Source organism: Frankia sp. CpI1-P (genome assembly GCF_001421075.1).
In the GTDB taxonomy this organism is placed as follows: domain Bacteria; phylum Actinomycetota; class Actinomycetes; order Frankiales; family Frankiaceae; genus Frankia; species Frankia torreyi.
Map to the genome: position 1 here is coordinate 75,392 of NZ_LJJX01000028.1, position 22,684 is coordinate 98,075.

At 73.1% G+C, this 22,684-nt stretch carries 16 protein-coding genes, 18 pseudogenes and 1 riboswitch; of the genes and pseudogenes, 16 read left to right on the top strand and 18 right to left on the bottom strand.

Annotated features, from left to right (window positions below; translation table 11 throughout):
- Window positions 1–24: 24 nt before the first annotated feature.
- Window positions 25–139: riboswitch (SAM riboswitch) on the top strand.
- A 26-nt stretch (window positions 140–165) separates the two neighbouring features.
- The 3 pseudogenes from FF86_RS51935 to FF86_RS18770 form a co-directional block, all read left to right on the top strand.
- A pseudogene (locus FF86_RS51935) lies at window positions 166–480 on the top strand (aminotransferase); the annotation flags it as partial.
- A gap of 1 nt (window position 481) precedes the next feature.
- Window positions 482–614 (top strand): annotated as a pseudogene (locus FF86_RS51940) (hypothetical protein); the annotation flags it as partial.
- A 1-nt stretch (window position 615) separates the two neighbouring features.
- Window positions 616–1,770, top strand: a pseudogene (locus FF86_RS18770) (aminotransferase class V-fold PLP-dependent enzyme); the annotation flags it as partial.
- A gap of 56 nt (window positions 1,771–1,826) precedes the next feature.
- Here the strand turns inward: FF86_RS18770 and FF86_RS18775 are convergent.
- The coding region (locus tag FF86_RS18775; protein WP_242419037.1) for a class I SAM-dependent methyltransferase at window positions 1,827–2,553 on the bottom strand (727 nt) is incomplete at its 5' end.
- 1 nt (window position 2,554) lies between these two features.
- Window positions 2,555–2,720 (bottom strand): annotated as a pseudogene (locus FF86_RS51945) (SAM-dependent methyltransferase); the annotation flags it as partial.
- Between the two features lie 424 nt (window positions 2,721–3,144).
- Between FF86_RS51945 and FF86_RS34860 the strand changes: the two are divergent.
- From FF86_RS34860 to FF86_RS18805, 8 genes and pseudogenes are all read left to right on the top strand, one after another.
- A complete protein-coding gene (locus tag FF86_RS34860) occupies window positions 3,145–3,639 on the top strand; it encodes a methylenetetrahydrofolate reductase C-terminal domain-containing protein (protein ID WP_242419043.1) in 495 nt (164 codons plus the stop codon).
- Window positions 3,640–4,016: 377 nt separating this feature from the next.
- Window positions 4,017–4,091: hypothetical protein (locus FF86_RS51950; RefSeq protein ID WP_242419044.1), on the top strand; the 75-nt coding region annotated here is incomplete at its 3' end.
- A gap of 1 nt (window position 4,092) precedes the next feature.
- Window positions 4,093–4,229 (top strand): annotated as a pseudogene (locus tag FF86_RS51955) (hydrolase); the annotation flags it as partial.
- Between the two features lies 1 nt (window position 4,230).
- A pseudogene (locus tag FF86_RS51960) lies at window positions 4,231–4,940 on the top strand (amidohydrolase family protein); the annotation flags it as partial.
- A 176-nt stretch (window positions 4,941–5,116) separates the two neighbouring features.
- Window positions 5,117–5,700 (top strand): annotated as a pseudogene (locus tag FF86_RS18790) (ABC transporter ATP-binding protein); the annotation flags it as partial.
- 284 nt (window positions 5,701–5,984) lie between these two features.
- Window positions 5,985–6,627 (top strand): annotated as a pseudogene (locus tag FF86_RS51970) (ABC transporter permease); the annotation flags it as partial.
- Window positions 6,628–6,743: 116 nt separating this feature from the next.
- Window positions 6,744–7,937: a hypothetical protein gene (locus FF86_RS18800; RefSeq protein ID WP_044886125.1), complete on the top strand. Its 1,194-nt coding sequence runs from the start codon at window positions 6,744–6,746 to the stop codon at window positions 7,935–7,937.
- A gap of 3 nt (window positions 7,938–7,940) precedes the next feature.
- On the top strand, window positions 7,941–9,353 hold the full coding sequence (locus FF86_RS18805) for an FAD-binding oxidoreductase (protein WP_052681187.1): 1,413 nt from the start codon (window positions 7,941–7,943) through the stop codon (window positions 9,351–9,353).
- Window positions 9,354–9,509: 156 nt separating this feature from the next.
- On the opposite strand, the gene FF86_RS18810 is transcribed toward FF86_RS18805, so the two are convergent.
- The 3 genes and pseudogenes from FF86_RS18810 to FF86_RS63710 all read right to left on the bottom strand — a co-directional run.
- Complete coding sequence (locus FF86_RS18810) at window positions 9,510–9,908, bottom strand: PPOX class F420-dependent oxidoreductase (protein WP_011605381.1); 399 nt, start codon at window positions 9,906–9,908, stop codon at window positions 9,510–9,512.
- A gap of 479 nt (window positions 9,909–10,387) precedes the next feature.
- A partial coding sequence (locus tag FF86_RS51975; protein WP_242419039.1) for an SDR family oxidoreductase occupies window positions 10,388–10,660 on the bottom strand: 273 nt, incomplete at its 5' end.
- A 1-nt stretch (window position 10,661) separates the two neighbouring features.
- A pseudogene (locus FF86_RS63710) lies at window positions 10,662–11,134 on the bottom strand (SDR family NAD(P)-dependent oxidoreductase); the annotation flags it as partial.
- Between the two features lie 161 nt (window positions 11,135–11,295).
- On the opposite strand from FF86_RS63710, the gene FF86_RS18820 reads away from it, so the two are divergent.
- Complete coding sequence (locus tag FF86_RS18820) at window positions 11,296–11,934, top strand: TetR family transcriptional regulator (protein WP_052681186.1); 639 nt, start codon at window positions 11,296–11,298, stop codon at window positions 11,932–11,934.
- Window positions 11,935–12,073: 139 nt separating this feature from the next.
- On the opposite strand, the pseudogene FF86_RS62725 reads toward FF86_RS18820, so the two are convergent.
- From FF86_RS62725 to FF86_RS18855, 12 genes and pseudogenes are all read right to left on the bottom strand, one after another.
- Window positions 12,074–12,162 (bottom strand): annotated as a pseudogene (locus tag FF86_RS62725) (creatininase family protein); the annotation flags it as partial.
- Window position 12,163: 1 nt separating this feature from the next.
- Window positions 12,164–12,331: pseudogene (locus FF86_RS51980) on the bottom strand (creatininase family protein); the annotation flags it as partial.
- A gap of 1 nt (window position 12,332) precedes the next feature.
- Window positions 12,333–12,847, bottom strand: a pseudogene (locus tag FF86_RS18825) (creatininase family protein); the annotation flags it as partial.
- Window positions 12,844–13,725 (bottom strand): LLM class flavin-dependent oxidoreductase (locus FF86_RS18830; protein WP_242419040.1); only part of this gene is annotated, 882 nt, incomplete at its 5' end. The pseudogene FF86_RS18825 and the gene FF86_RS18830, both read right to left, overlap by 4 nt.
- Window position 13,726: 1 nt before the next feature.
- A pseudogene (locus FF86_RS51985) lies at window positions 13,727–14,076 on the bottom strand (LLM class flavin-dependent oxidoreductase); the annotation flags it as partial.
- A gap of 75 nt (window positions 14,077–14,151) precedes the next feature.
- A partial coding sequence (locus tag FF86_RS62730; RefSeq protein ID WP_255355840.1) for a cupin domain-containing protein occupies window positions 14,152–14,369 on the bottom strand: 218 nt, incomplete at its 5' end.
- A gap of 1 nt (window position 14,370) precedes the next feature.
- Window positions 14,371–14,712, bottom strand: a pseudogene (locus FF86_RS51995) (helix-turn-helix domain-containing protein); the annotation flags it as partial.
- A pseudogene (locus FF86_RS52000) lies at window positions 14,709–15,065 on the bottom strand (glutamyl-tRNA amidotransferase); the annotation flags it as partial. The pseudogenes FF86_RS51995 and FF86_RS52000, both read right to left, overlap by 4 nt.
- A gap of 1 nt (window position 15,066) precedes the next feature.
- A pseudogene (locus FF86_RS52005) lies at window positions 15,067–16,049 on the bottom strand (amidase family protein); the annotation flags it as partial.
- Window positions 15,947–17,299 (bottom strand): AtzH-like domain-containing protein, encoded by a 1,353-nt coding sequence (locus FF86_RS18845; protein ID WP_044886119.1) that lies wholly within the window; start codon window positions 17,297–17,299, stop codon window positions 15,947–15,949. The pseudogene FF86_RS52005 and the gene FF86_RS18845, both read right to left, overlap by 103 nt.
- Window positions 17,296–17,730, bottom strand: a complete 435-nt coding sequence (locus FF86_RS18850) for a cupin domain-containing protein (RefSeq protein ID WP_052681196.1) — start codon at window positions 17,728–17,730, stop codon at window positions 17,296–17,298. The genes FF86_RS18845 and FF86_RS18850 overlap by 4 nt, the downstream gene beginning before the upstream one ends.
- Before the next feature lie 4 nt (window positions 17,731–17,734).
- A complete protein-coding gene (locus FF86_RS18855; RefSeq protein ID WP_044886118.1) occupies window positions 17,735–18,577 on the bottom strand; it encodes a cysteine hydrolase family protein in 843 nt (280 codons plus the stop codon).
- A gap of 184 nt (window positions 18,578–18,761) precedes the next feature.
- On the opposite strand from FF86_RS18855, the gene FF86_RS18860 reads away from it, so the two are divergent.
- The 4 genes and pseudogenes from FF86_RS18860 to FF86_RS18870 all read left to right on the top strand — a co-directional run.
- On the top strand, window positions 18,762–19,967 hold the full coding sequence (locus FF86_RS18860) for an acetamidase/formamidase family protein (protein WP_044886117.1): 1,206 nt from the start codon (window positions 18,762–18,764) through the stop codon (window positions 19,965–19,967).
- A gap of 70 nt (window positions 19,968–20,037) precedes the next feature.
- Window positions 20,038–20,892 (top strand): helix-turn-helix domain-containing protein, encoded by an 855-nt coding sequence (locus tag FF86_RS67080; RefSeq protein WP_095212238.1) that lies wholly within the window; start codon window positions 20,038–20,040, stop codon window positions 20,890–20,892.
- A gap of 27 nt (window positions 20,893–20,919) precedes the next feature.
- A partial coding sequence (locus tag FF86_RS52010) for an LLM class flavin-dependent oxidoreductase (RefSeq protein WP_242419047.1) occupies window positions 20,920–21,098 on the top strand: 179 nt, incomplete at its 3' end.
- Window position 21,099: 1 nt separating this feature from the next.
- A pseudogene (locus FF86_RS18870) lies at window positions 21,100–21,908 on the top strand (LLM class flavin-dependent oxidoreductase); the annotation flags it as partial.
- A 596-nt stretch (window positions 21,909–22,504) separates the two neighbouring features.
- Here FF86_RS18870 and FF86_RS62735 read toward each other — a convergent pair.
- Window positions 22,505–22,684 (bottom strand): annotated as a pseudogene (locus FF86_RS62735) (IS630 family transposase); the annotation flags it as partial.

The following is a 22,684-nucleotide window of genomic DNA, read 5'->3' on the forward strand; positions in this document are numbered from 1 at the left end:
CGGGTTTTGCTAAAGTTCCTCCCACGTCTTGAGCGCCAGCGTTCAGCCCCGGCTTGCTGGCCGGCAACCCTCCTTATGCAGCGGGGTGCCCCGGGTGGTGACGAGGCCGCGGCAACCCCGCCGACGGCAAGTGCCGACCCTTCGTGGGTCCTACCAGGAGCGATGATGACGTCGATCATCTCTGCCGTGCCCCCGTCCCTCGCCCGGCAGGCCTGCCCCGCCCGGCCGACCGGACGGCAGGCCGGCCGGGCGCCCACCGGCGACGAGGCCGCCGGCGCCGAGCCCACCGGCGACGAGCCCACCGGCGCCGCCGCGCCCGGCCTTCCGAACCCGCACCAGAGGCAGCACCCCGCGCCCGGCGCGCTGCTGGCGGTGCAGGGAGCGGGGCTGGGCGTGCCGCTGGTCGGCGGCGGGTGGGCAGAATACGCCAACCTCGACCACGCGGCGAGCGCACCGTGCCTGACCGCGGTGGCCGAGCACNTCGCCCGCGTGCTGCCCTACTCGGCGAGCGTGCACCGCGGCGCCGGATTCGCCTCCCAGGTGTGCACGACCCTCTACGAGGGCGCCCGGCGCGACGTCGCCCGATTCGTCGGCGCCCGCGACGGTGACCTCACNGTGTTCACCCGCAACACCACCGATGCAGTGAACCTGCTCGCCCGGTGCCTGCCCGCCGCCGACGCGGCCGGCGGGGTCGTCGTGTTCGACGTGGAGCATCACGCGAACCTGTTGCCCTGGCGCGCCCGCGCGGGCTACCGATCCGTCGCCGCCCGATCGACCCTGGCCGAGAGTCTCGCCGCGCTCGAGGCCGAGCTGACCGCGGCACCGACGGCTCTTCTCGCGGTGACCGGTGCCTCCAACGTCACCGGGGAGACGCCCCCGCTGGCCCGGCTGGCCCGGCTGGCACACCGCGCCGGCGCACGGATCTTCGTCGACGCCGCCCAGCTCGCCCCGCACCGCCACCTCGACATGGCCGCCGACGACGTCGACTACCTGGCGTTCTCCGGGCACAAGCTGTACGCGCCGTTCGGCGCGGGAGTGCTGGTCGGCCGGGCCGACTGGCTCGACGCCGCACCCCCCTACCTGGCCGGCGGCGGGGCCGTCCGCGAGGTGAGCACCGACGCCGTCGACTGGGCCACCGGCGCGGCCCGCCACGAGGCCGGCACCCCCAACCTCGCCGGCGCGACCGCGATCGCCGCCGCGTGCCGCACGCTTGCCGCGCTCCCCCCGGGCGCCTGGGAACGCCACGAGTCGGACCTGCGCACGCGGCTGCTGGGCGGGCTCGCCGGGCTGGACGGCGTCGTGATCCACCGCATCTGGTCCGACCCCGAGGCCACCCCGAACAGCGCTGGCGGCCCGAGCACGGACGGCGGCCGGCGTACCCGCGACGGCGCCGGAGCCTGGCAGGACGCGGTCGGCGTCGTCACGTTCTCGCTGCCCGGGCACGACCCGGCCCGGGTGTCGGCGTACCTGTCCGCCGAGCACGGCATCGGGGTGCGCGCCGGCCGGTTCTGCGCGCACCCGCTGCTGGCCCGGCTGGGGGCGCCGGGCGGGGCGCTGCGGGCCAGCATCGGGGTGGGCACGACGGACGATCATGTCGACCGCCTGATCGCCGCGGTGGCGCGATACCTGCGGGTCGGGCCCGGCTGGGACTACGCCCTGCGCGACGGGCAGTGGCAGCCGACCCCGGACGATCGGCGTCTTCCGGACTGGGCCGAACAGTACGCGGCCGCGGCCGCCCACGACCTCCCCGCCGCTCCCTGCGGGACCTGACGATCCCGGTGACCCGGCGGGCGGGCTGCGGCTCGCCCGCCGCCCGCTCCACCGGGTCACGCCAGGGCCGGGCCCGCCGGGTTGCGTTCCTGGGTGACCGCCACCAGCAGCTCCTCTGCGCTGGACGGGGCAAGCCCGTCCGACCTGCCGGCGAAGTAGCGGCGGGCAAGGCTCGTGGCCGACACGTGCCGTGCCGCGCCAAGGCCGGCGTCGCGGGCCAGCGCCAGCATGTCCTGCGGGGCGTAGAAGCTGACGAAGGGCGTGCCGGCGGCCCGCGCGGCGCGTTCGGTCGCCTCCCGTAGGGGGCGCTCCGCCGGTTCGACGAGCTCCAGCGGCAGCATGAACGTCATGGCCAGGGTGGAGCCGGGAGCAAGGGCCGCGACCTGGCCAAGCGTGGCCGCGATGGCGTCCCCGGTGAGGTACATGGAGACGCCGGCGGAGGCGATGACGGCCGGGCGGCCCGCGTCGAAACCGGCGGCCACCAGCCCCTGCCGCCAGGAGCCGCCCGCCTCGAAGTCCACGGGCACGAACCGCAGCCAGGGCGGGGCGCCGAGACCGAGCTCGGTCAGGCGCCGCCGCTTCCACTCCTGCGGACCCGGCTGGTCGACCTCGAACACCCGCATGCCGGCGGCGAGCTGCGGCCGACGCTGGGCGAAGGTGTCCAGGCCGGCGCCGAGGATGACGTACTGGTCGACACCGAGGCCGGCCTGTTCGACGACCAGATCCTCGATGAGGCGTGCACGCGCCACGATGGACGCCCGGATGCGGCTCGTGGCGGAGGGGNCCATGTCCGGACGGCGCAGCCATCCGCCGTCCGGGGCCGCCAGCCGCAGCCCGATCTCGTCCTCGAACACGTGCGGCGGCGGGTCGACCTGGACGTGGACGGCCCGCCACAGCGCGACCCGCACCGCCGTGTTGTCCGGCTCCGCGGTTCGCAGCCCGTTGATCATTTTGCCGTTCCTCTCGACGATTCCATCTGCGGCGGCGCCCGCTTCACCGCTTCACCGCGCGGATGGGCATCGGCGCGCAGGCGCACGTCGATCACTCCGGGCTGCCGCTAGGTAGGATGCTAGCATCCTAGATTGACGTGACGAGTCTTTTCTCGAGACGAGGGGGGCAACCGACCGCCGGAAGGCACCTGGGATGCACGCCGGGCCCGGCACAGGGTGATCAACCGATGACGGAACGTAGCAGTCGCCGGCGATACCTTGACGATCACGACTGAGGGTTACGTAAACCTGGATCCAGGGTCACCATGGTCGAAACTCATCTTTTATCGAGCGGAAATCGCCCGTAGACCGCCGGGCTGGACAGTGTTGGCGTGATGAACATCGGAGCGGCTGCGGACGCCACCTGGCGTNGCGCGGTCGCCCGGTGTCCCAAGTCGCCCGGTGTCCCAACAGGATGGACCACGGCCCCTGTGGAGGAGTCCAGTCCGACGGTCGCTGCGAGGTCCCGGAACTCGGCCCGTGCCCCTTCCTGGACGCCCTCGACGCCTGGCCGTACCTCGACCAGCCCGCCATCGCCGGCCGATCGGTCCGGCCAGCATCGGCCCGCTCCGCGGCGGCCGCGGCGTTCCTCGCGGCCGCGGGGGTACGACCGGTGATCGTGGCCGACCTGCCGGCGGCGGCGATGTCCGCGAACAGCCTGCGCGCGTGCGGCGCGGAGCTCGCACCGGTGGCCGACGCCTGCCTCCTCGGCGATCACGGCGGTGCCCGCGTCCAGTTCCCGCCGTCCTACCGGGCCAGGCTGCTGACCGACGCCGGCGTGTCCGTCCGGGCCGGGGTCAACTGCCGGGACCGCAACCGGGTGGCGATCGAGGGCGAGATCGCCCACCGGATCCTCGGCACGCGGGCGCGGACGTCATGAGCTGGCTTCGGGGCGCGATGACCGCGCACGGCGACGTGGTGGACGTGGAGCTGTCGGACGGCGTCATCGGGCGGGTCGTCCCGAGCGGCGCGGGCGTCGACGTCGCCCGGGTCGGCCCGGGCGACGTCGACCTCACCGGCCAGGTGCTGCTGGCGTCGTTCGTCGAGCCGCACGCGCACCTGGACAAGGCGCTCACCGCGTCACTGGCCCGCAATGTCACCGGCGATCTCGCCGGCGCGATCGAGGCGATCCAGACCCTGCTGCCCGGCTCGACGGTCGAGGACTTCACGACCCGGGCCGAGGCGGCGCTGCGCATCCAGCTCGCGATGGGCACCACCCACATCCGCACGCACGTCAACGTCGGGGTGCAGTCGGGCATGCGGGCGCTGGAGGCACTCGTCGACGTGCGGGAACGCTGGCGCGGCCTGGTCGACCTGCAGCTCGTCGCTNTCNTGTCGAACCCGCTGGACGGCCAACCCGGCCGCGACCTGCGCCGCGCGCTGGCCGAGGGAGCCGACGTGGCCGGCGGCTGCCCACACCTCGACCCCGAGCCGCACCGCGCGGTCGCGATCTGCCTGGACGCGGCCGGCNAGGCCGGCCGCCCGCTGGACCTGCACACCGACGAGACCCTCGACCCGCGGCTGCTCACCCTCGCCACGCTCGCCGACCTGGTCGGCCGCACCGGTTTCCCGCACGGCGTGACGGCCAGCCACTGCGTCAGCCTCGCGATGCAGCCCCCGGACGTGCAGGACAGGGTCAGCGAGCAGGTCGCCGCCGCCGGCATCGCCGTCGTCGCGCTACCCCAGACCAACCTGTTCCTCCAGGGGCGCAACCATGCGGTCGGCACCCCGCGCGGGCTGACCGCCGTCGCGCCGCTGCGCCGCGCCGGGGTGACCGTGGCGGCGGGCGGCGACAACCTGCGTGACCCGTTCAACCTCGTCGGCCGCGGCGACGCGCTGGAGACCGCGTCGCTGATGGTCACCTGCGGGCACCTCGCCCCGGACGAGGCGCTGGTGGCGGTGAGTGGCGCGCCGCGGCGCGCCCTCGGGCTGCCGGCCGTCTCGATCACCTCGGGCAGCCCGGCCGATCTTGTCGCGCTGCCGGCGGCGAACGCCCTCGAGGCGCTGGCCGCGGCCGGCGAGCAGCGGACCGTGTGGCGGGCCGGCCGGGTCGTGGCCCGCACCACGGTGCACTCGGAACTCACCGAACCGCGCCGACCGGCCCCGCGCGCCGAGCCGGTCCGGCGCCCCGGGACCGAGCCGTACGACGCCCAACCGGACCAGTGGGAGGCCGCCTCATGACGATCGCCGACACCGCCGCCGGCGCCACCGCCGACGCCACCGGATCCGGCGCGCCGGCCCTGTCCGGCGCGCCGGCCCTGCACTTCGCGGGGGTGCGCAAGCGGTTCCGGGACGGCACCGTCGCGCTCACCGACACCGACCTGACGATCCGCCCCGGCGAGTTCGTCTCGATCGTNGGACCGTCGGGGTGTGGCAAGAGCACCCTGCTGCGCATCGCCAGCGGGCTGGACGAGGCCACCGACGGAACCGTCGACGTGGCCTCGAAGAACGTCGGCTACGTCTTCCAGGACGCCACTCTGCTGCCCTGGCGCAACGTCCGCGACAACGTGCGGCTGTTCGCGGAGCTGGAGCACCTCGACTCCGTCGAGCGGGGGCGTCGCGTCGCCGACGCGATCAGCCTCGTCGGGCTCGCCGGCTTCGAGGAACATCTGCCCCACGAGCTGTCTGGCGGCATGCGGATGCGCACGTCGCTGGCCCGCTCGCTCGTGCTCGACCCCTCGATCTTCCTGTTCGACGAGCCGTTCGGCGCGCTCGACGAGATCACCCGCGAACGACTCAACGACGAGCTGCTGCGGATGTTCATGCTGCGCCGGTTCGCCGCGCTGTTCATCACCCACTCGGTGGCGGAGGCGGTGTTCCTGTCCACCCGGGTGGTGGTGATGAGCGGTCGGCCGGGACGGGTGAAGGCGGATCTCGCCGTCCCGTTCGACTACCCACGCTCGCCGCACCTGCGTTACAGCGCCGAGTTCGCCGCCCTGTGNGGCGAGGTCTCGCACCATCTCAGGAGCGAGTCTTGAGCGTGACGGTGCCTTCCGCGGTCGAGACGGACGCGACCGGCGACGCGGCCGCGGCGACGCCGGCGATCGGCGCGACACCGCCCCGCCCCCGATCTCGCCGGCGCGGCGCCGGGCTGGTCAGCTTCGTGCTGCTGCCCGGGGCGGTGTTCGCGGTGTTCATCGGCATCTGGTACGCGGTGTCCGACGGGGTGCTCAACGACCAGCAGCGGTTCATGCTGCCGCCGCCGCACGAGGTCGTCCGGGTCGNCTTTCTCGACTGGTCGAACTTCACGACGATGATGAGCGCGCTGCGGTTGACCTGTGAGGTCACCTTCGCCGGCCTGGCCATCTCGATCGTCATCGGGGTCACCGTCGCGGTGGCGATGAGCCAGGCCAGGTGGATAGAGAACTCGCTGTACCCGTGGGCCGTCGTGATCCAGACGGTGCCGATCCTGGCGCTCACTCCGGTGCTGAGCTTCTTCTTCGGTTTCGCCCTGACCAGCCGGATCATCGTCTGTGTCATCATCGCGTTCTTCCCCATCGTGTCGAACACGCTGTTCGGGCTGCAGTCGGTCGACCGGGGCATGCACGAGTTGTTCAGCCTGCACCACACCAGCCGGCTGACCCGGCTGTGGAAGCTGCAGTTGCCAGCGGCGCTGCCGTCGATGTTCACCGGGTTCCGCAACGCGGCCGGACTGTCGGTCATCGGGGCGATCGTCGGCGAGTTCTTCTTCAAGCAGGGTGAGCCGGGGCTCGGCACGAACCTGTCGGTGTTCACCTCCCGGTTGGAGGGCGAGCGCCTGTGGGCGACCACGCTCACCGCGAGCCTGCTCGGCGTCGCGGTCTTCGTCTTCTTCGGCTGGCTGGCGCGGCGCGTGGTCGGCCGCTGGTACCAGCCGAAGCGCGGCTGACCCCCTCGGCGCGACCCACGCGACGGCGCACCCTGCGCGCCGCCGCTCCCTGCCGCCGCGCCCCCACTGCACCGCACCCTCCGGCCCGAACGGCCGATGAACTCGGGGAGACCTAGTTGACCAGATCTCGGCGACGGCCCGCGCGGCTCGTTGCGCTGACCGCGACCGCACTCGCCCTCACCGCCGCCGCCTGCGGCAGCAGCGACGGGGGGGCCACCGGCGCGGCGGCCCCGTCCGCGGCGGGCGCGGCCCCGGCGGCGCTCAACCTCAAGGCCGCCGGCTGCCCGTCGACGATCGTGCTGCAGACCGACTGGAACCCGGAGTCCGAGCACGGCGGCCAGTACAAGCTGCTCGGGCCGAACCCGAAGATCGACGCGGGCAAGAAGTCGGTCACCGGTGAGCTGACGGCCCACGGCGGCGTCGACACCGGGGTGAAGCTGGAGATCCGCGCCGGTGGCCCGGCGATCGGCTTCCAGACGGTGACCTCCCAGCTCTACAAGGATTCCGGGATCACGCTGGGCTACCTGGGCACCGATGAGCAGATCGCCCTGTCCAAGACGCAGCCGACCGTGGCGGTGCTGGCGGGTCTGGAGAAGAGCCCGCAGGTCATTCAGTGGTCGCCGGACAAGCACCCGGGCTGGAAGACGATCGCCGACATCGGCAGGACCGACACAAAGGTCCTGTACTTCCAGGGCGCGTCCTACATGGACTACTTCACCGGCTCCGGCATCCTGAAGAAGGGTCAGGTCGACGGCAGCTACGACGGCACGCCGACCAACTTCGTGGCCTCCGGCGGCGCCGACGCCGTGCAGGGCTTCGCGACGTCGGAGCCCTACACCTGGTCCCACGAGGTGCGCTCCTGGGACAAGCCGTTGAAGTACCAGCTCATCGCGGACGCGGGCTTCGACTTCTACCAGCAGGCGATCGGCGTCCGCAAGGACAAGCTCGACGCGCTCAAGCCCTGCCTGAGCAAGCTCGTCCCGATCATGCAGCAGGGCGTCGTCGACTTCATGGCCGACCCGGCCGCGACCAACACGCTGATCCTCGACCTGGTCGACAAGTACAACAACGGCTGGGTCTACTCCCAGGGCGTCGCGGACTACGCGGTGCAGACGATGAAGTCGCTGGGCATCGTCGGCGACGGCGCCAACAGCACCCTCGGCGACTTCGACGACGCGCGGCTGCGGAAGCTCATCGAGATCCTCGACCCGATCTACCAGTCGCAGGGCAAGCCGGTCCTGTCCGGGCTCAGGCCGGCGGACCTCGTCGACAACAGCTTCCTCGACACCAAGATCGGGCTTGGTACCTGAGCGATGTCGGATTCGACCCTCGCGGCGTCGCACGGCCGGGCCGGGGAACGCGCGCTCCCCGGCTTCGGCCGGGCGGCGCTGCCCGCCGTGACCCCTCTCGACCCGGCTGTGCTCGACGCGCTGACCGCCGAGCTCGCCACCCTGGTCGGCGCCGACGCCGTGCTGCGCGACGAACCGGCCCGCCTGGCGGCCTCGACGGACTGGGCGCACATGAGCCCGGTGCTGGCGCCGCTGCTGCCCGGCGGTGTCGCCGACGTGGTGATCCGCCCGCCCGACGCCGCCGGGATCGCGGCGGCGGTCGGGGCCGCGCACCGCCACCGGGTGCCGGTGACCGTGCGCGGCCAGGGCACCGGCAACTACGGGCAGGGCATCCCGCTGTTCGGCGGGCTCGTCATCGACACCACGGCGGCCGCCCGGATCCTCGCGGTGGAGAACGGCTGGCTGACCGCGGAGGCCGGCGCGTCGTTCGTGCTGATGGAGAAGGCTGCCCTGGCCACCGGGCAGGAGCTGGCAATCCTGCCGTCGACCGTGGGCAGCACGGTCGCCGGATTCATCGCCGGCGGCTCCGGCGGCACCGGCTCGATCGCCAACGGCGCGATCTGGGACGGCTACCTGCGCTCGCTGCTCGTCGTGCCGTGCACCGACGATGCCATCCCGGTGGAGGTGCCCTTCCCGGACGACACCGCGATGGCGCACGCGTTCGGGGTCAACGGGGTGATCGCGCAGGCGACCGTGGCGCTGCGCCCCGCGCGCCGCTGGACCGGGCTGTTCGCGTCCTTCCCGGAGCTGGCCGGCGCGGTCGCCGCGGGCGAGGAGCTGTTCGACCTGGAGCCGACCCCGCGGCTGCTCTCCCTCGACGAGGCCGGGATCATCGCGACCTACCGGCCGGTCGACCCGGCGATGCCCGCCGGCCGGGTCAGCGTGCGCGGGATCGTCACCGAGGACAGCGTCGCCGCGGCGACCGCCGTCGTCGAGCGGCACGGCGGGCGGGTCGACGCCGTGCGCCCCAGGGGCCCGGCGCACATCGCCTCGCTGTCGTACAACCACACCACGTACCGCGTCCGCAAGGTCCGCCCGGAGCTCACCCACCTGCAGTGCATGGGCCCCGGTCTCACTCGGCGCCGCGCCGAGGTCGCCGCACTCGCCCCCGAGTCGCTCATCCACCTGGAGGGCTTCCTCACCGCGAACGGCCGCGACTGGGTCTCGATGCTGTTCCTGCGCTACGACGGGCCCGACGACCTGTACGAGCGGATGGCCCGCCTGGCCGACGTCGAGGTGTACGTCGACGACCCGCACACCTGGGAGCTGCACCACGGCCGCCTGGACCTGGTCCGCGAGGCCGCCGCCCGGCTCGACCCGGACGGCCTGCTCAACCCCGGCAAACTCCCCGCCCCCACCCCCGCCACACCGTCCTGAACCGTCACGCCGACGCACGGCAACGAGCGCCAGGGCGAACAACCACCGTGCGAGGGGCGGCCAAGGACGGGTGGCGAAGGTCATGCATCAACGCTAGAGCCGACACGGCCCGAATGTCGAACGTATGTTCGGATCCGTGACCGGCTGGCCGCGGGATCAGCCGAAGGTGTTGACCTTCGTCGGGGTCACGGCGATGCTGTAGCGGTGCTCACCGGGCGGGGTGAGCTTGCGGATGTCGTCGGCCGTGCGGCCACGGCTCTCGGCGATCTTCGCGGCCCAGGTGTAGTCGTCGTCGAGGATGACCTCGGCGGTGCCGCGAACCTCCACCGTGCGGTAGACGTTGGTGATGTCCAGCAGGAACAGCGAGCACTGCGGCGTGCGCTGCAGGTTCTTCAGCTTCTGCTTGTCCGAGCTGACGGAGATGCGGAAGACGCCGTCGTCGAGCAGGTAGCCCACGGCCGTGGTCTGCGGGGCACCGTCGGGGCCGAGGGTGGTGAGGATCGCGACCTCGGCGTTCTGCGCGAGGTCGCGGTGGGTCTCTGGGATGAGGGTCACCGGAAAATCGTACGCACACCGCGCTTCAGTCCAGGCCTGGATGCACCGCGCGCTATGCCTGCCCGTTGGGGTTCCTGAACGCGAAAGTGCCCTCCGAGCTGGGAGGATGGGAGTTCTCTATGCTTCCGTCCACCGGATCGAGAGGGCACTTCGCAGGTGCGCTTGTTGCATGCGGCCTCGGGGACACACGCGCGGTTCGACAACGCTGATGCGTCGGCGCCTGAACAAGCTGATCACCACACATCTGCGCATCTGCGCATCTGCAGTACACCTTCGGACGCTGGCAAGCGAGATGGGAGCTGGTGCGTTGCGCGGAGTCACAGCATGACGCGCCCTCCCGAACGGCTGATCAGACCGCCCGAGCGAGCCCGGCGACGGCAGCGGGCCCCATCGCGGCCAGTGTCGCTGCGGCGGGACCAGCGCGACCAGCGCCGCTGCGACATGGCCGGCGAGATGGAGGAAGCCCGGCCGGGCCCGACCTACTGGGCGGTGAGCCCGCCGTCGACGATCTGCTCGGTGGCGGTGACGTACGACGACTCGTCGGACGCGAGGAACAGCACGACCTGGGATACCTCGTCGGGCTCGGCCATCCGTGCAAGGGGCACCAGGGCGGCGATGCCGCCACCCTGCTCGTCGGTGGCCGCAGCCATCATCGGCGTCTTGATGTAGCCGGGGTGCACCGAGTTGACGCGGATGTTGTCCTTCCCGTACTGCGCGGCGACGTGCTTCGTCATCCCTCGGGAAGCGAACTTNCTGCCGACGTAGGCGAGGTTCGGCGCGCCGACGATCGAGACGATACCCGCGATCGAGGAGACGTTGATGATCGAACCGCCTCCGGCCTTCTGCATCGCGGGGATGACCGACTTCATCCCGTAGAACTGGGAGTGCTGGTTGATCGCGCAGACCTTCAGGTACGCGTCCTCGTCGAGATCCACCGTGGAGACGATGGGCCCGAGGACGCCCGCGTTGTTCACCAGGACGGTGGGCGGGCCGAAGGTCGCCTCGGTCTCGTCGACGACGCGGCGCCAGTCGGCGAGGGACGCCACGTCGTGGACGACGAAGTGGGCGTTCTCTCCGAGCTCGACGGCGATCTGCTTCCCGCGCTCCTCGTTCAGGTCGGTCAGGACCACCTTGGCGCCCTCGGCCACGAACCGGCGCGCGTGCGCCTCGCCCATGCCCTGTGCAGCACCGGTCACGATCGCGATCTTGCCGTTCAGTCTGCTCATGTGCCCCTCTTCCTCCTCGTTGACCTGGGGGTCCGAGATCGGAAAGTCAGCGTCGAGCTCAGACCGAGCAATATGGTACTCGATACCGAAATTGGTGTGACCGCCGATGCACGGTCGTTTCGCCCTCCCGCGCGGCTGCGGACGACGGGTAGACTTGGCGGATGGCCGGCGCGAGCAACGGCTCACGCGGTGCCGGGCGGCCACGGGTCACGTCTCCCGAGGCCGTCGAGCAGGTGGCCATCCAGCTCCTGCTCCGCGAGGGCTACGCCAACGTCTCGGTCGACCAGATCGCGGCCGCGGCGGGCGTCGGCCGGACGACGTTCTTCCGCTACTTCCCCTCGAAGGCGGCCGTCGTGTGGAGCGCGTTCGACCACACCAACCGCCGCCTCGCCGAGCTGCTGGCCCGAGCCGACGGAGCCTGCCCGCCCATGACGGCTGTGCGAGAGGCGGTCGTGGGTTCCACACGCGACGCCGTGGACACGCGCGGTGTGTGGCTGGAGCGCTTCCAGCTTCTGGACACCTCAAGCGCCCTACGTGCCAGCGCCGCCGAGCACTGGGAGACGTGGCGGGCAACCGTGGCTGCGTTCATCGCGCAGCGAATCGGCGCGGCGTCCCAGGATGTCGTGCCGGCCGCGATCGCCGGTGCCATCCAGGGCGCATACATCGCCGAGCTACGAGGCTGGCTGCTCCTGACAACCACGACCGACGACCTGCTGGAGCGCTTGCGGCGCAGCCTGACCACGGTCGGCGACGCCCTCGAGGCGCTGACGGCACCCCCGCCCATTCCGTCGGCCGGCTGACCGAGGTGCTGACCTGAAAAACCTGGAGCACCGTCAACCGAGCCATCCTGGCCCGCGCTTCAGAGAACCGGGATGAAAAAGGATCAATGATGTGCAGGAGTGGGCATCCCCCGTCTTCAGCAGCAGGCGGGGGAGGACGTCAACGCGTCGATCGCGGGTCGAACCGGGCGATCTCGGCGAGCGACTGGCCCGCCGCGACCACCATCGCCTCGTAGAGTCGTGTGCCGCNCTCCGCGGTGGCCCCGGTCGGGTCGCCGATGGTTCCGTCGGTGCCGAAGTCGTCACTGAGCCACCCGAACGAGACCGCACCGCCGAAACGGACCCGATCGAACGAGGCGAGCTGCTCGGGGACGCTGCGCACCCCCAGATCGAGGCGGACCAGGTCGGGACGCAGATGNAGCAGCAGCGAGGTCTCGTCGATGCCGGCGTGGATGCCCATGCCGAGCTCGGCGGCCGGCGAGGTGCCGCCATGGTCCGCCGGCAGGGACGGGTGCATGACGAACGTGCGCAGCCCGTGCGCAAGACGGATGTCGCGGCTGGCGACCTGCAGCAGCGCGCTGTTGCCGCCGTGGCCGTTGAGGAACACCAGCCGACGCACCGGGGTGGTCGCGAGGCAGCGGGCCAGATCGTCGAGGACCGCGAGCAGCGTCGTCGCCGACAGCCACATCGTGCCCGGCGACCAAGCGTGCTCGTTGGACTTCGTGTAGGCCAGCGCCGGCAGCAGCCACAGGTCACAGGCGTCACCGAAGGCGTCGACGGCGTCCCGGGCGAGCGTCTCGGCGACCACCAGGTCGGTCGACAGCGGCAGGTGGGGGCCGTGCTGCTCGATCGACCCGACGGGCAGCACGGCGACCGCGTCCGGCGAGAGCCCGGCGGCCTCGGGGGCCCGCAGGTCGGCGAAGTACCGGGTCATCCTGGCTCCTCAGCGGTCACGGTCACGGTCCCGGCCGCGGCCGGCAGCAGGGGCACCACGTCGCGGACGAAGCGCTCCATCTGCTCGCGGGCCCGGTCGTAGGGGTCCCCGGGCATGGCCGGGAAGATCACCAGATCGGTGAGGCCAAGCAGGTCGTCGAGGGCGGCGATGTGCGCGGCGACGTCGTCGGCGGTGCCGACCGCCCACGGCCCCTGCGCCATCGAGTCCTCCAGAGTGGGGATGAACGAGCCGTCGGCGGGCCGCCCGTCCGGGCCCACGTAGCCCCGCCCCCAGCCGTAGGGGGCCAGGAAGCGCCAGAACTCGTCGTGGCCCGCGCGGACGGTGGCCATCGCCTGCGCGCGGGTGTCGCCGACGGCGACGTTGAGCACGAGCATCCGGCGTTCTCCGCGTTCCAGCGGGCGGCCGTGGACCTGCTCGAAGGTCTCGGCGAACGCCCGCCAGTCGGCGGCGAGCCGGTGGCGTTCGCGCAGCCAGAAGACGCCGCCGAAGCCGCGGGTCGGCGCGGCGCGCAGCGTCGGCGGGCTGGTCACCGCCTGCCAGGTCTGGAACGGATAGCGCGGACGGGGGACCAGGGTGAGCTCGCGGACCTCACCGCCGCGGTCCGGGATCCCCGGCGGCGGCAAACAGAAGTGCCGGCCCGAGTAGCTGAACCGCTCGTGGGTGAACGCGGCGTGCAGGACGTCGAGGCTCTCCTCGGTGATCTCCCGGTTGAGCCGGTCGGCCGCCGCCGCCGACGGGTTGTCGTAGGAGCCGACGGACACCGTGCCCGCCGTCAGCGGCAGCATCTCGCGGGGCACGGTCCCGCGACCGACACCGAGGATGCCGCGCCCGCCGCTGAGGTTGTGCAGCAGCGCGAANTCCTCGGCGAGGCGCAGCGGATGCCACTGGCCGACCACGTTGAACATCGTCCCGATCCGAATCCGGCCGGTGCGGGCGGCGAGGAAGGCGGAGAACATCAGCCCGTTCGGCACGACCTCGTAGCCCTCGTGCTGGAAGTGGTGCTCGGTCAGCCAGAAGCTGTCGTAGCCCAGCCGGTCGGCCAGCTCACCGCAGACCAGCAGCTCCCGGTGGGCGTGCTCGATCGCCGCCTGGTCGTAGCGGCGCTCGGTGGGCTCGGTGCCGCCGATCCCGGCGTCGGCCATCTCGACGCCACCGAAGAGGAACACGCCGATCCGCACGCTGCCTCCGAATGTTGACGGGATCAACATCGTCGCGCGGGTGCGTGACGGGACCGTCAGAGCCGAATGTCGGCGGCGCTAAACCTGACCCCGCAGGTGGGACGGTCAGGCGTTCTGCTGGACGACGACGAGGCGCACCTGCTCGCCGTCCAGGCCGCGCCAGCGGTGGCGCACTCCCCCGGCGTAGTAGACGCTCTCGCCCGCGGCCACGGTGTGCAGCACGCCGTCGACGTCGACCTCGATGCAACCGGAGACGACGTAGACGAACTCCTCGCCGTCGTGCTGGAAGTAGTCGTGGAACGACGCCGGGGCGCCGGTGTACTNCGAGGGCAGCATCGCCCGGGCGCCGCGCACGAGGCTGCGCACCGACCCGCCGGGCGAGTCGACGGAGACGGTGTCGTGGCGCACCACGCTGACCGGTTCGACGAGGGGGACGCTCGCCTCCGCCGCGGCCATCAGGGCCTGAGCGCTGGTCCCGAGCGCGGAGGCGATCGCCGTCAGCGACCGCATGCTCGGCCGGGCCAGCCCCCGCTCGAGCTGACTGAGGAAGGGATGGCTCAGTCCCGCCCGGCCTGCCACGTCGACGAGGGTGAGGCCGAGGGCATGCCGCTGCGCGCGAACCGCCCCGCCGAGCCGGACGCCGACATCCTCGGCGAAGGCGGTCACGACGCGGCCGTGCCGGCAGCGGCCACCGCCGCGTCGAGCAGCGCCCGGTCCGCACCGGGCGGGCCGACCAGGGCCAGTCCGACCGGAGCTGGTCCGACCGGGCGGCGCGGCGACCCGGCCGCTGCGGGAAGGGGGTCGCCGCCCTGGGTCATCCGGTCCGGCACGACACAGCTTGGCAGGCCGTACGCACTAGCCATAACTGTCCAGCCTAGCGTCGCCATACGCCAGGCGTCCCGATCACCTGTGCCGCTGCGACGAAGGTGCCCCGGGCCTCCGGCGGCGGGCAGCGCGAGCCAGGCGTCCGTGCCGAGCCGGTCCAGCAGCCGCTCCCGCCCGGCGGCGATCTCCCGCCGNGCGTCGCGTTCCACGTCGGCGTCGACCTCGGCGCCGAACCGGAATCGCGCCTCGACGTCGGCGCCCAATGCACCTGGGTGAGCGGTGATCCAGGCCCCGTGCAGCCGCCACGCCTCCGCGGCCTGCACCGCGCGAAACGCCGCCAGCAGCCGCGGGACGTCATCGAGTTCGCGCAGCGGCCCGAGGTCGAGCTCCGCGCCCAGCGCGTCGGCGAGCGAACATACGGCCTCCTCCGGCGGGTGCACGGCGACGAGCAGGCGCGCCACCGACCCCGCGGTCCCGGCCGGGCCCGCCGACCCGGACGATCCCGCCGGCAGCAGAATCTCCCCGACCGCGCGCAGCAGGCCCGGATCGGCGGTGAGCCAGCCGACCGTGTCGAAGGACGGGGCGAGCCCCAGCACGCCGCCCACCGCCACTGCGCCGTGCGTCGGCCGCAGCCCGTACAGCCCGCAGACCGAGGCGGGTACCCGAATCGACCCGGCTGTGTCGGTGCCGAGACCGACGTCGGCCTGCCCGGCGGCGACCGCCGACGCGGGCCCGCTGCTCGACCCGCCGGTCACCCGGTCCGGCGCCGCCGGATTGGGCGGGGTGCCGTAGTGCACGTTCACGCCGGACAGGGAGAAGGCAAGCTCGTCGGTCTGCGCGATCCCGACGATCGCGGCGCCCGCGGCCCGCAGCGCCCGGACGGCCTGCGCGTCAGCCGGTTCCACCGGCGCCTCGGCGAGCCAACGGGGATTGCCCGCACCGATCCGGTACCCGCCGACGGCGAACAGGTCCTTCACGGCCACGCGCAGCCCGTCGAGCGGGCCGCTGCCGGTCGGCGCGAGCAGCGGGTCGCCGCGTTCCCGCCAGACGGCCGGCGCCCACCCGCCCGTCGAGTTCACCGGCCACCCGCCGGGGAGAGGTCGTCCGTGGGATTCGGGTCGCTCATCGGTGCGACGCAGGCGGCGATCACCCGCCAGCCGTCGTCGGTGCGGGCCCACACCTGGGTCTGGGTACTCAGGCCGACGATCCGGCCGTCAGCTCCCAGCCGCTCATTCGTCGACACGGTAATGATGGTCTCCCCGGGGCTGCGCATCGTGTGCAGCGCGCGCAGCCGCCGCGGGCCGGGGGTGGGCCGGGCGGCCCGGTAGGCGGCGAGCGCCGACGGCCCGACGAGGGGCCCGTCCCCGTCGACGCGCACCACGTCCGCACTGGCGGAGAAGGACTCCTGCTGGGTCGCCACGTCCCCGGCCAGCAGGGCCCGCTCGTACCGCGCGAAGGCGGCGCCGAGCTCGGGGTCGATGGCGGCCAGCTCCGCCGGTGCCCCATCAGTCTCCGACGTGGCCGCCGCCGTCTCGATGCCAAGGGGACGCAGAATGCTGAAGTCGGCGAAGTCGTGCCGCAGCGCCGGGCGGCGCAGCAGGTCGGTACCCGGCCGGCCGGGCGCCTCCCCGGCGGCGACCGCCTCGAACGCGTCGGCGGCTCGGCGCAGGAAGTCCGGGCCCACCCGGTACCGCAGGGTGTGCGCGGGATAGATCTCCCGCACCGAGCCGGCCAGCCGCGACGCGAGGCCGCGCAGGGTCGCGGCGAACACGTCGATCTCGGCGTCGGGCAGGTGCACCCAGAAGTCGCCGGTGACGAGGGTGTCGCCGGCGAACAGCAGACCGTCCCGCTCGTCGAACAGGCACAGCGAGTCCGGCGAATGGCCGGGGGTGTGCAGCACGGTCAGCTCCCGGCCGCCCAGGTCGAGGCGCTCGCCGTCGACCAGTGCGGCCGGCGCGGGCCCCGCGGGCACGGTCCAGGCGTCGGCGGACGGCGGCAGCGGTCGGGGCGTCGTGTCCTCGGTGAGCAGGTGGAAGAACCGCTCGTCGTCGGCGCGCAGCCGTTCGTAGGCGGCGTACTGCTCGCGGGCGACGGCGAGGTAGGCGGCCAGCCGCTCGGCGGGCACCGGTGTCCTCAGCGACGGCGCCGCCAGCGGGTGCGCCGCGACGTCGCGGAACAGCCAGTTGCCGCCGCGATGGTCGTCATGCCCGTGGGAGTTGACGGCGAGGATCGGCCGGCCGGTCAGGGACCGGGCCGCCGCGTGCACGTCGGCGAGGCCCAGCCCGGTGTCGACGAGCACCGCGCGCTCGTCGCCCTCGACCAGGAAGCAGTTGACGTGGCCGGGCTCGGCGACCAGCCAGGTCCGGGCCGCCACGGGCCGCAGCGCGAACCAGTCCGCCGCCATGGCCACCGCGTCGCCGCCGGTCATGGCGCGGCGGACGGCGCGGCGGCCAGGACGGCGCGGTCCTCGTCGTCGGTCCCGGCGAGGGGCCCGCGGCGCACCATCGCCGCGAACCCGTCGTCCGGGCTCATCAGGGTCAGCGCGTACAGCCGGCCCGGTCCCGTGTTGGTGATGTGGTGCACCGACGTGGGCGGGAGCACCAGCGTGCCGCCGGCGGCGACGGCGACCTCGGTGCCGTCGCAGACGGCCACCCCGCGCCCGCGCAGGAACACGAACAGCTCGGTGGACGCGGGATGGCTGTTGGGCGGCTGGGCTCCGCCGACGTCCCAGGACTCCAGGATGACGGTGACCGGCGAGGCCTCGGGGCCGGCGAGCACGCCGAGGCGCACGGTGTCCCCGGCGCTGATGTGGTGCATCTCCAGGGCGTCCGGGGTGATCAGGATCGGCGTCGTCGGCACGGCGTCACCCCTGCCCGGCGGGGTTGGCGGGGTCGGCGGGGTCGGCGACACCGGCCGCGGCCGCCGGATACCGCGCATCGGCGGTCCCGGCGAGGCCGTCGGTGAGCGCCGCGGAGGAGGCGACGAACCCGAAGCACTGGGCGACGTTGTAGACGGCGGCGTCGTGGCAGAACGGCGGTGACGTCGTCGCCGCGCAGTCCTCGAGCAGCACGACGTCGTAGCCGAGGCAGGCCGCGTCGGTGAGGGTCGCCAGCACGCACTGGTCGGAGTTCACCCCGGCGAACAGCAGCGTCGTCACCATGAGGTTGCGCAGCACGGCGTCCAGCGGCGTGTCGAAGAAGCCGCTCATCCGGTACTTGTCGACGCGCACGTCGCCGAGGGGCACCGGCAGCTCGTCGACGATCGCCGCCGACCAGCTTCCGGCCTGCAGCGTCGGGCTGCCGCCGGGGCGGGCCGGCGCGCCGATGCCGCCGCTGGCCCCGTCCGGGTTGTAGACGTGCAGCACGCCGGGCGGCAGGTTCGCCGCGTCCGGCCGGTTGCCCCAGTTCAGCCAGACGACGGCGACGCCGGCGGCGCGCAGCACCGGCAGGGCGCGGCGCAGCGGTGCGATGGGGCGGCGCGCCGGGGTGATGTCGACGCCGATCGAGGCGAGCCAGCCGTCGGGATGGCAGAAGTCGTTCTGCATGTCGACGACGACGACGGCGGTGCGGGCCAGATCGAGGGTGAGCCGCTGCGGGCGGGCGTCGACGGTGACCGGCAGCGGCGCGACCGGGGCGCGGCGCAGATCGACGTGTTCGGACGACACCGCCCACGAGTTCCGGGGGCCGCCCAGCCGGATGTTGACCACGTGAACATCCTGCGGCCGGTCGTTTGCCTCGGCATTACCGGCCAGTTGCGTCGTGGTGGCGCCCGGGGTGGACCACGCCTCGCCGTTCGCGGGACGGACGCGCTGGTCACACCGCAGGCGGCGGGCCGGTGACCGCGTGGCGCGGTAACGAGACCGACACCGGGGTGTGGCAGCGTGCCGGCCCGTGACCGTTCTGCACAGCGGGGTCGGGATTACCGCGGGCGAGACGTACCTGCCGGCCCGGCCGGACGAGGTCTGGTGGGGGCTGCTGCCGAACGCGGCGAGCCGACCGGTGCTGACCGTGCCGTCCGGGCAGGCCATCCGGATCGACACGATCAGCCACGAGGGTCTGCTCGCCGACCAGGGCGGCGACCCGCGGACCTTCTTCGGCGCCGCGGGCATCCCGGCCGACGCGCTGCTCGACGACGTGCTGGCGCTGGCGGGCAGCGGCCGGCGCCACCAGCCCGACGTCGCCGGCCCGCACGTCGTCACCGGCCCGGTGGCCGTGCGCGGGGCCCGACCGGGCGATGTCCTGGAGGTCGAGGTGCTCGACCTGGTCCGCCGGGCTCCCTACGGGGCGATCAGCAACCGGCACGGGCGGGGGGCGCTGCCCGGCGAGATGCCGATCGCGCCGCCGGGCCTGCCGGCCGGGGCCGCGGTGCCGCCGGTGTGCCTGGTCGCGCACACCCGGGGCGAGTCCGGGGTGCTGCCCGTGGGCGACGGCCGACAGATCCGTTTCCCGCTGCGTCCCTTCCTCGGAATCATGGGGGTGGCGGCCGCGACGACCGACCCGGTCCACTCGGTGCCACCCGGCCCGCACGGCGGCAACCTCGACATCCGCCACCTCGGCGTCGGCGCCCGTCTCTACCTGCCCGTCCAGGTCCCGGACGCGCTGTTCTACGCCGGGGATCCGCACTTCGCCCAGGGCGACGGGGAGGTGGCGCTCACCGCGTTCGAGGCGCCGCTGCGTGCCCTGCTGCGGCTGACCGTGCGCTCCGACGAGACGGTGCGCCGCACCGCCCGCGCCCTGAGCGCACCGTGGGCGCAGACCGACGCGCTGCACATCGTCGCCGGGCTCGACCCGGACCTCGGCGCGGCGATGCGCGCGGCCACCCGCAACGCCGTGGCATTCCTGGGCGAACGGTTCGCGCTGCCGCCGCACGTCGCCCTCGCCTACCTCAGCGCCGCCGGCGACTTCGCGGTGAGCCAGGTGGTCGACCAAGTCGTCGGCGTGCACTGCTGCATTCGTCGCGACGACCTGCGCGGGCTGGACGAAGCGAACGGGCTGGACGAAGCGAACGGGCTGGGCGGGCCGGACGGGCCGGACGGGCCGGACGGGCCGGACGGGCCGGACGGGCTGGGCGGACCGGACGGCGACATCGGCGGATGAGACGACGCCGCAACGGATACCCTCGGCTTCTGAGCGGTTCCGCGGGCGTCGGAGGGTGGTCCGGGTGGCGATGGCCGAGCAGGTCGAGGTCCCGTTGCTACGCGGGCTGATCGGGCGGGCGCTGCGGCGCCGCCGGCTGGCCCAGCAGCGCACCCTGCGCGACGTCGCCGCGGCGGCGCTGGTGTCGATGCCGTACCTGTCCGAGATCGAGCGGGGTCGCAAGGAGGCCTCCTCGGAGATCCTCGCGGCGATCTGCCGCGCGCTTGGCGTGCGCCTGACGGACCTGCTCGACGAGGTGCGCCTCGAACTCGCCCGCATCGAGCCCGAGATCGCCCCCGCCGTGCCGGCCGCGCCGGCGTCCGAGGTCGCCGGGCCGGTCACGGCCCACCTCGGCGTCCCGGCCCCGACGGGGCTGGCGCGACCGTTCGAGCCCCGTGCCGCCACCGGCGGCCCCCTCGAAATTCGCGGCTCCATGGCAGTTGGCGGCTCCATGGCAGTTGGCGGCCCTGTCGCGGTTGGCGGCCCCATGGCAGTCGGCAGCCCGATCGCAATGGGCGGCGCCATGGGGGTGAGCGGCCCCATCGCGATGGGCGGCCGGCCCGCGGTGGACGTCTCGGCGGCCTGGGACGGCGCCGGTGCGCTCCCGGTGCTCGACTCCCCGGCGCACCAGCACGGCGTGTCCCCGAACCTGGGGTTCTCGGCGGGGTTCGAGGCGGTCCTCGGCGCCGGCCGGATCGTGGTCCCAGCCGGCGCGCGGTTCGCCCGCCGATCCTTCCACCAGCCCGCCGCCGGAGAGATCCGCGCCTCCCGCCGCGGTCGCCCCGCGCCGGCCGGCCGGACCTGCCCTACCGCGAGCCCGCGGTACCCCGCCGGGCGGGCCGGGCGGACCACCCGGCGATCAGTCTCGGTCGCCTCCACACGCTGACCGTCGACCACTCCCCGGGGAGGCACCATGCGGTTCCTGGTCATCACCCTGATCGTCCATCGGCCGGACCCGGTCACCGGCGTCACGCCGTCGACCCGGGACCGGTTGCGCGAGGTCGTCGACAGCGCGGTGCTCGCCGAGGAGCTGGGTTTCGACGGGTTCGGCGTCGGTGAGCGGCACGAGCGGCCGTTCATCTCCTCCTCGCCNCCGGTCGTGCTCAGCCACCTCGCGGCGCGTACCTCGCGCATCCGGCTGTTCACCGCGGTGACGACCCTGAGCCTGCTGGACCCGGTGCGCGCCTACGAGGACTACGCCACCCTCGACAACCTCTCCGACGGCCGCCTCGAACTGATCATCGGCAAGGGCAACGGCACGGCGCAGCGGGAACTGTTCGACGTCACCCCCGAGGACCAGTGGGATCGCAACGCCGAGTCCTACGAGCTGTTCCGGCAGATCTGGCGGCAGGACACGATCACCGCGCAGCCGCGCTACCGGCCCGCGCTGCACGAGGCCGAGGTCTGGCCGCGCCCGTTCCAGCAGCCGATCCGGGTCTGGCACGGCAGCGCCACCAGCCGGGAATCGGTCGACCTCGCCGCCCGCTACGGCGATCCCCTGTTCTCCGCCAACGTCACCAACCCGATCGAACCCTACGCCGAACTGGTCCACTACTACCGGCAGCGCTGGGCAGAGTACGGCCACGACCCGGCGCTGGCCGCGGTCGGCGCCGGCACGGCCGGTTTCCACGTGGCCCCCCGCTCCCAGGACGCCGTCGCCGCCTACGCGCCGGTGTTCGCCGGGCAGCTCGCCTTCCAGCGTTCGATGGGGATGGAACCGGTCTTCCCGACGCTCGAGGACTTCATCGAACGCAGCTCCGCGCTGATCGGCAGCCCCCAGCAGATCGTCGACAAGGTGCACCGCTACCACGAGCAGTTCGGCCACAGTGTGCTGCACCTGCACGCCGAGGCCGGCGGCCTGCCCGCCGCCGAGCACCGGGCGAGCCTGGAACTGTTCCAGTCNGAGGTCGCCCCGGCGCTGCGCCGGAGCATCCCCGACCCGCCGTGGCCCTGGGCGCCGGTCCTGCCCGGGGCCGCCGAGGCTGCGGTCGCCGGCTGACCAGCCTCCCGCAGCAGGATCCCGGTCCGCTGTCGAACTCGAAGCGGACATCCGCAAGTGGATCAACGACTCGGCACACTAGTGCAGCGCCTCGGAAGTCCGCTTCCCGTCCAGCCTTTCGCGCTGCGTGACGTCGCCGTGTGGCTGCGAGGGTCGCTATGGGGGCGACGGCTCGCGGTTCGGGGCGGATGCGTGGGAGAGCCGCCACCGTGGTCCTTCTATACGGTTCAGCGTCCGATTTATCCATACAGAACAACCACGTGGCTCCGCTCCCACGCACACCTCTCGCGAGGCGGTTCCGGCGAACCATCCGGCGGCGAGACGAACGCCGTCTGACATCACAGGCCGTCACCGCACACCGGAAAGGGACCTATGAGCGGCTGCACTAGTAGACCGTCGCCACTAATGTTTGGGGTATAGGTGGCGGAGTTTGGTGCGGGCGTNGGCGGTGGNGAAGTGCCAGTGGACTTGGCGCTGGTCGGNGTTGACGGCTGTCTGNCAGGCGGCGAGTTCGGTGTTGAGCACGTCGAGGTCGTCGATGCGGCGGTCGAGGCATTGGCGGGTCAGTGCGGCCAGTTCGATCTCGGCGATGTTGAGCCAGGAGCCGTGTTTGGGGGTGTGGTGGATCTCGAGGCGCCCGGCGAGAGCGAACGCGACGGCGGGGTCGAAGGCCTCGTAG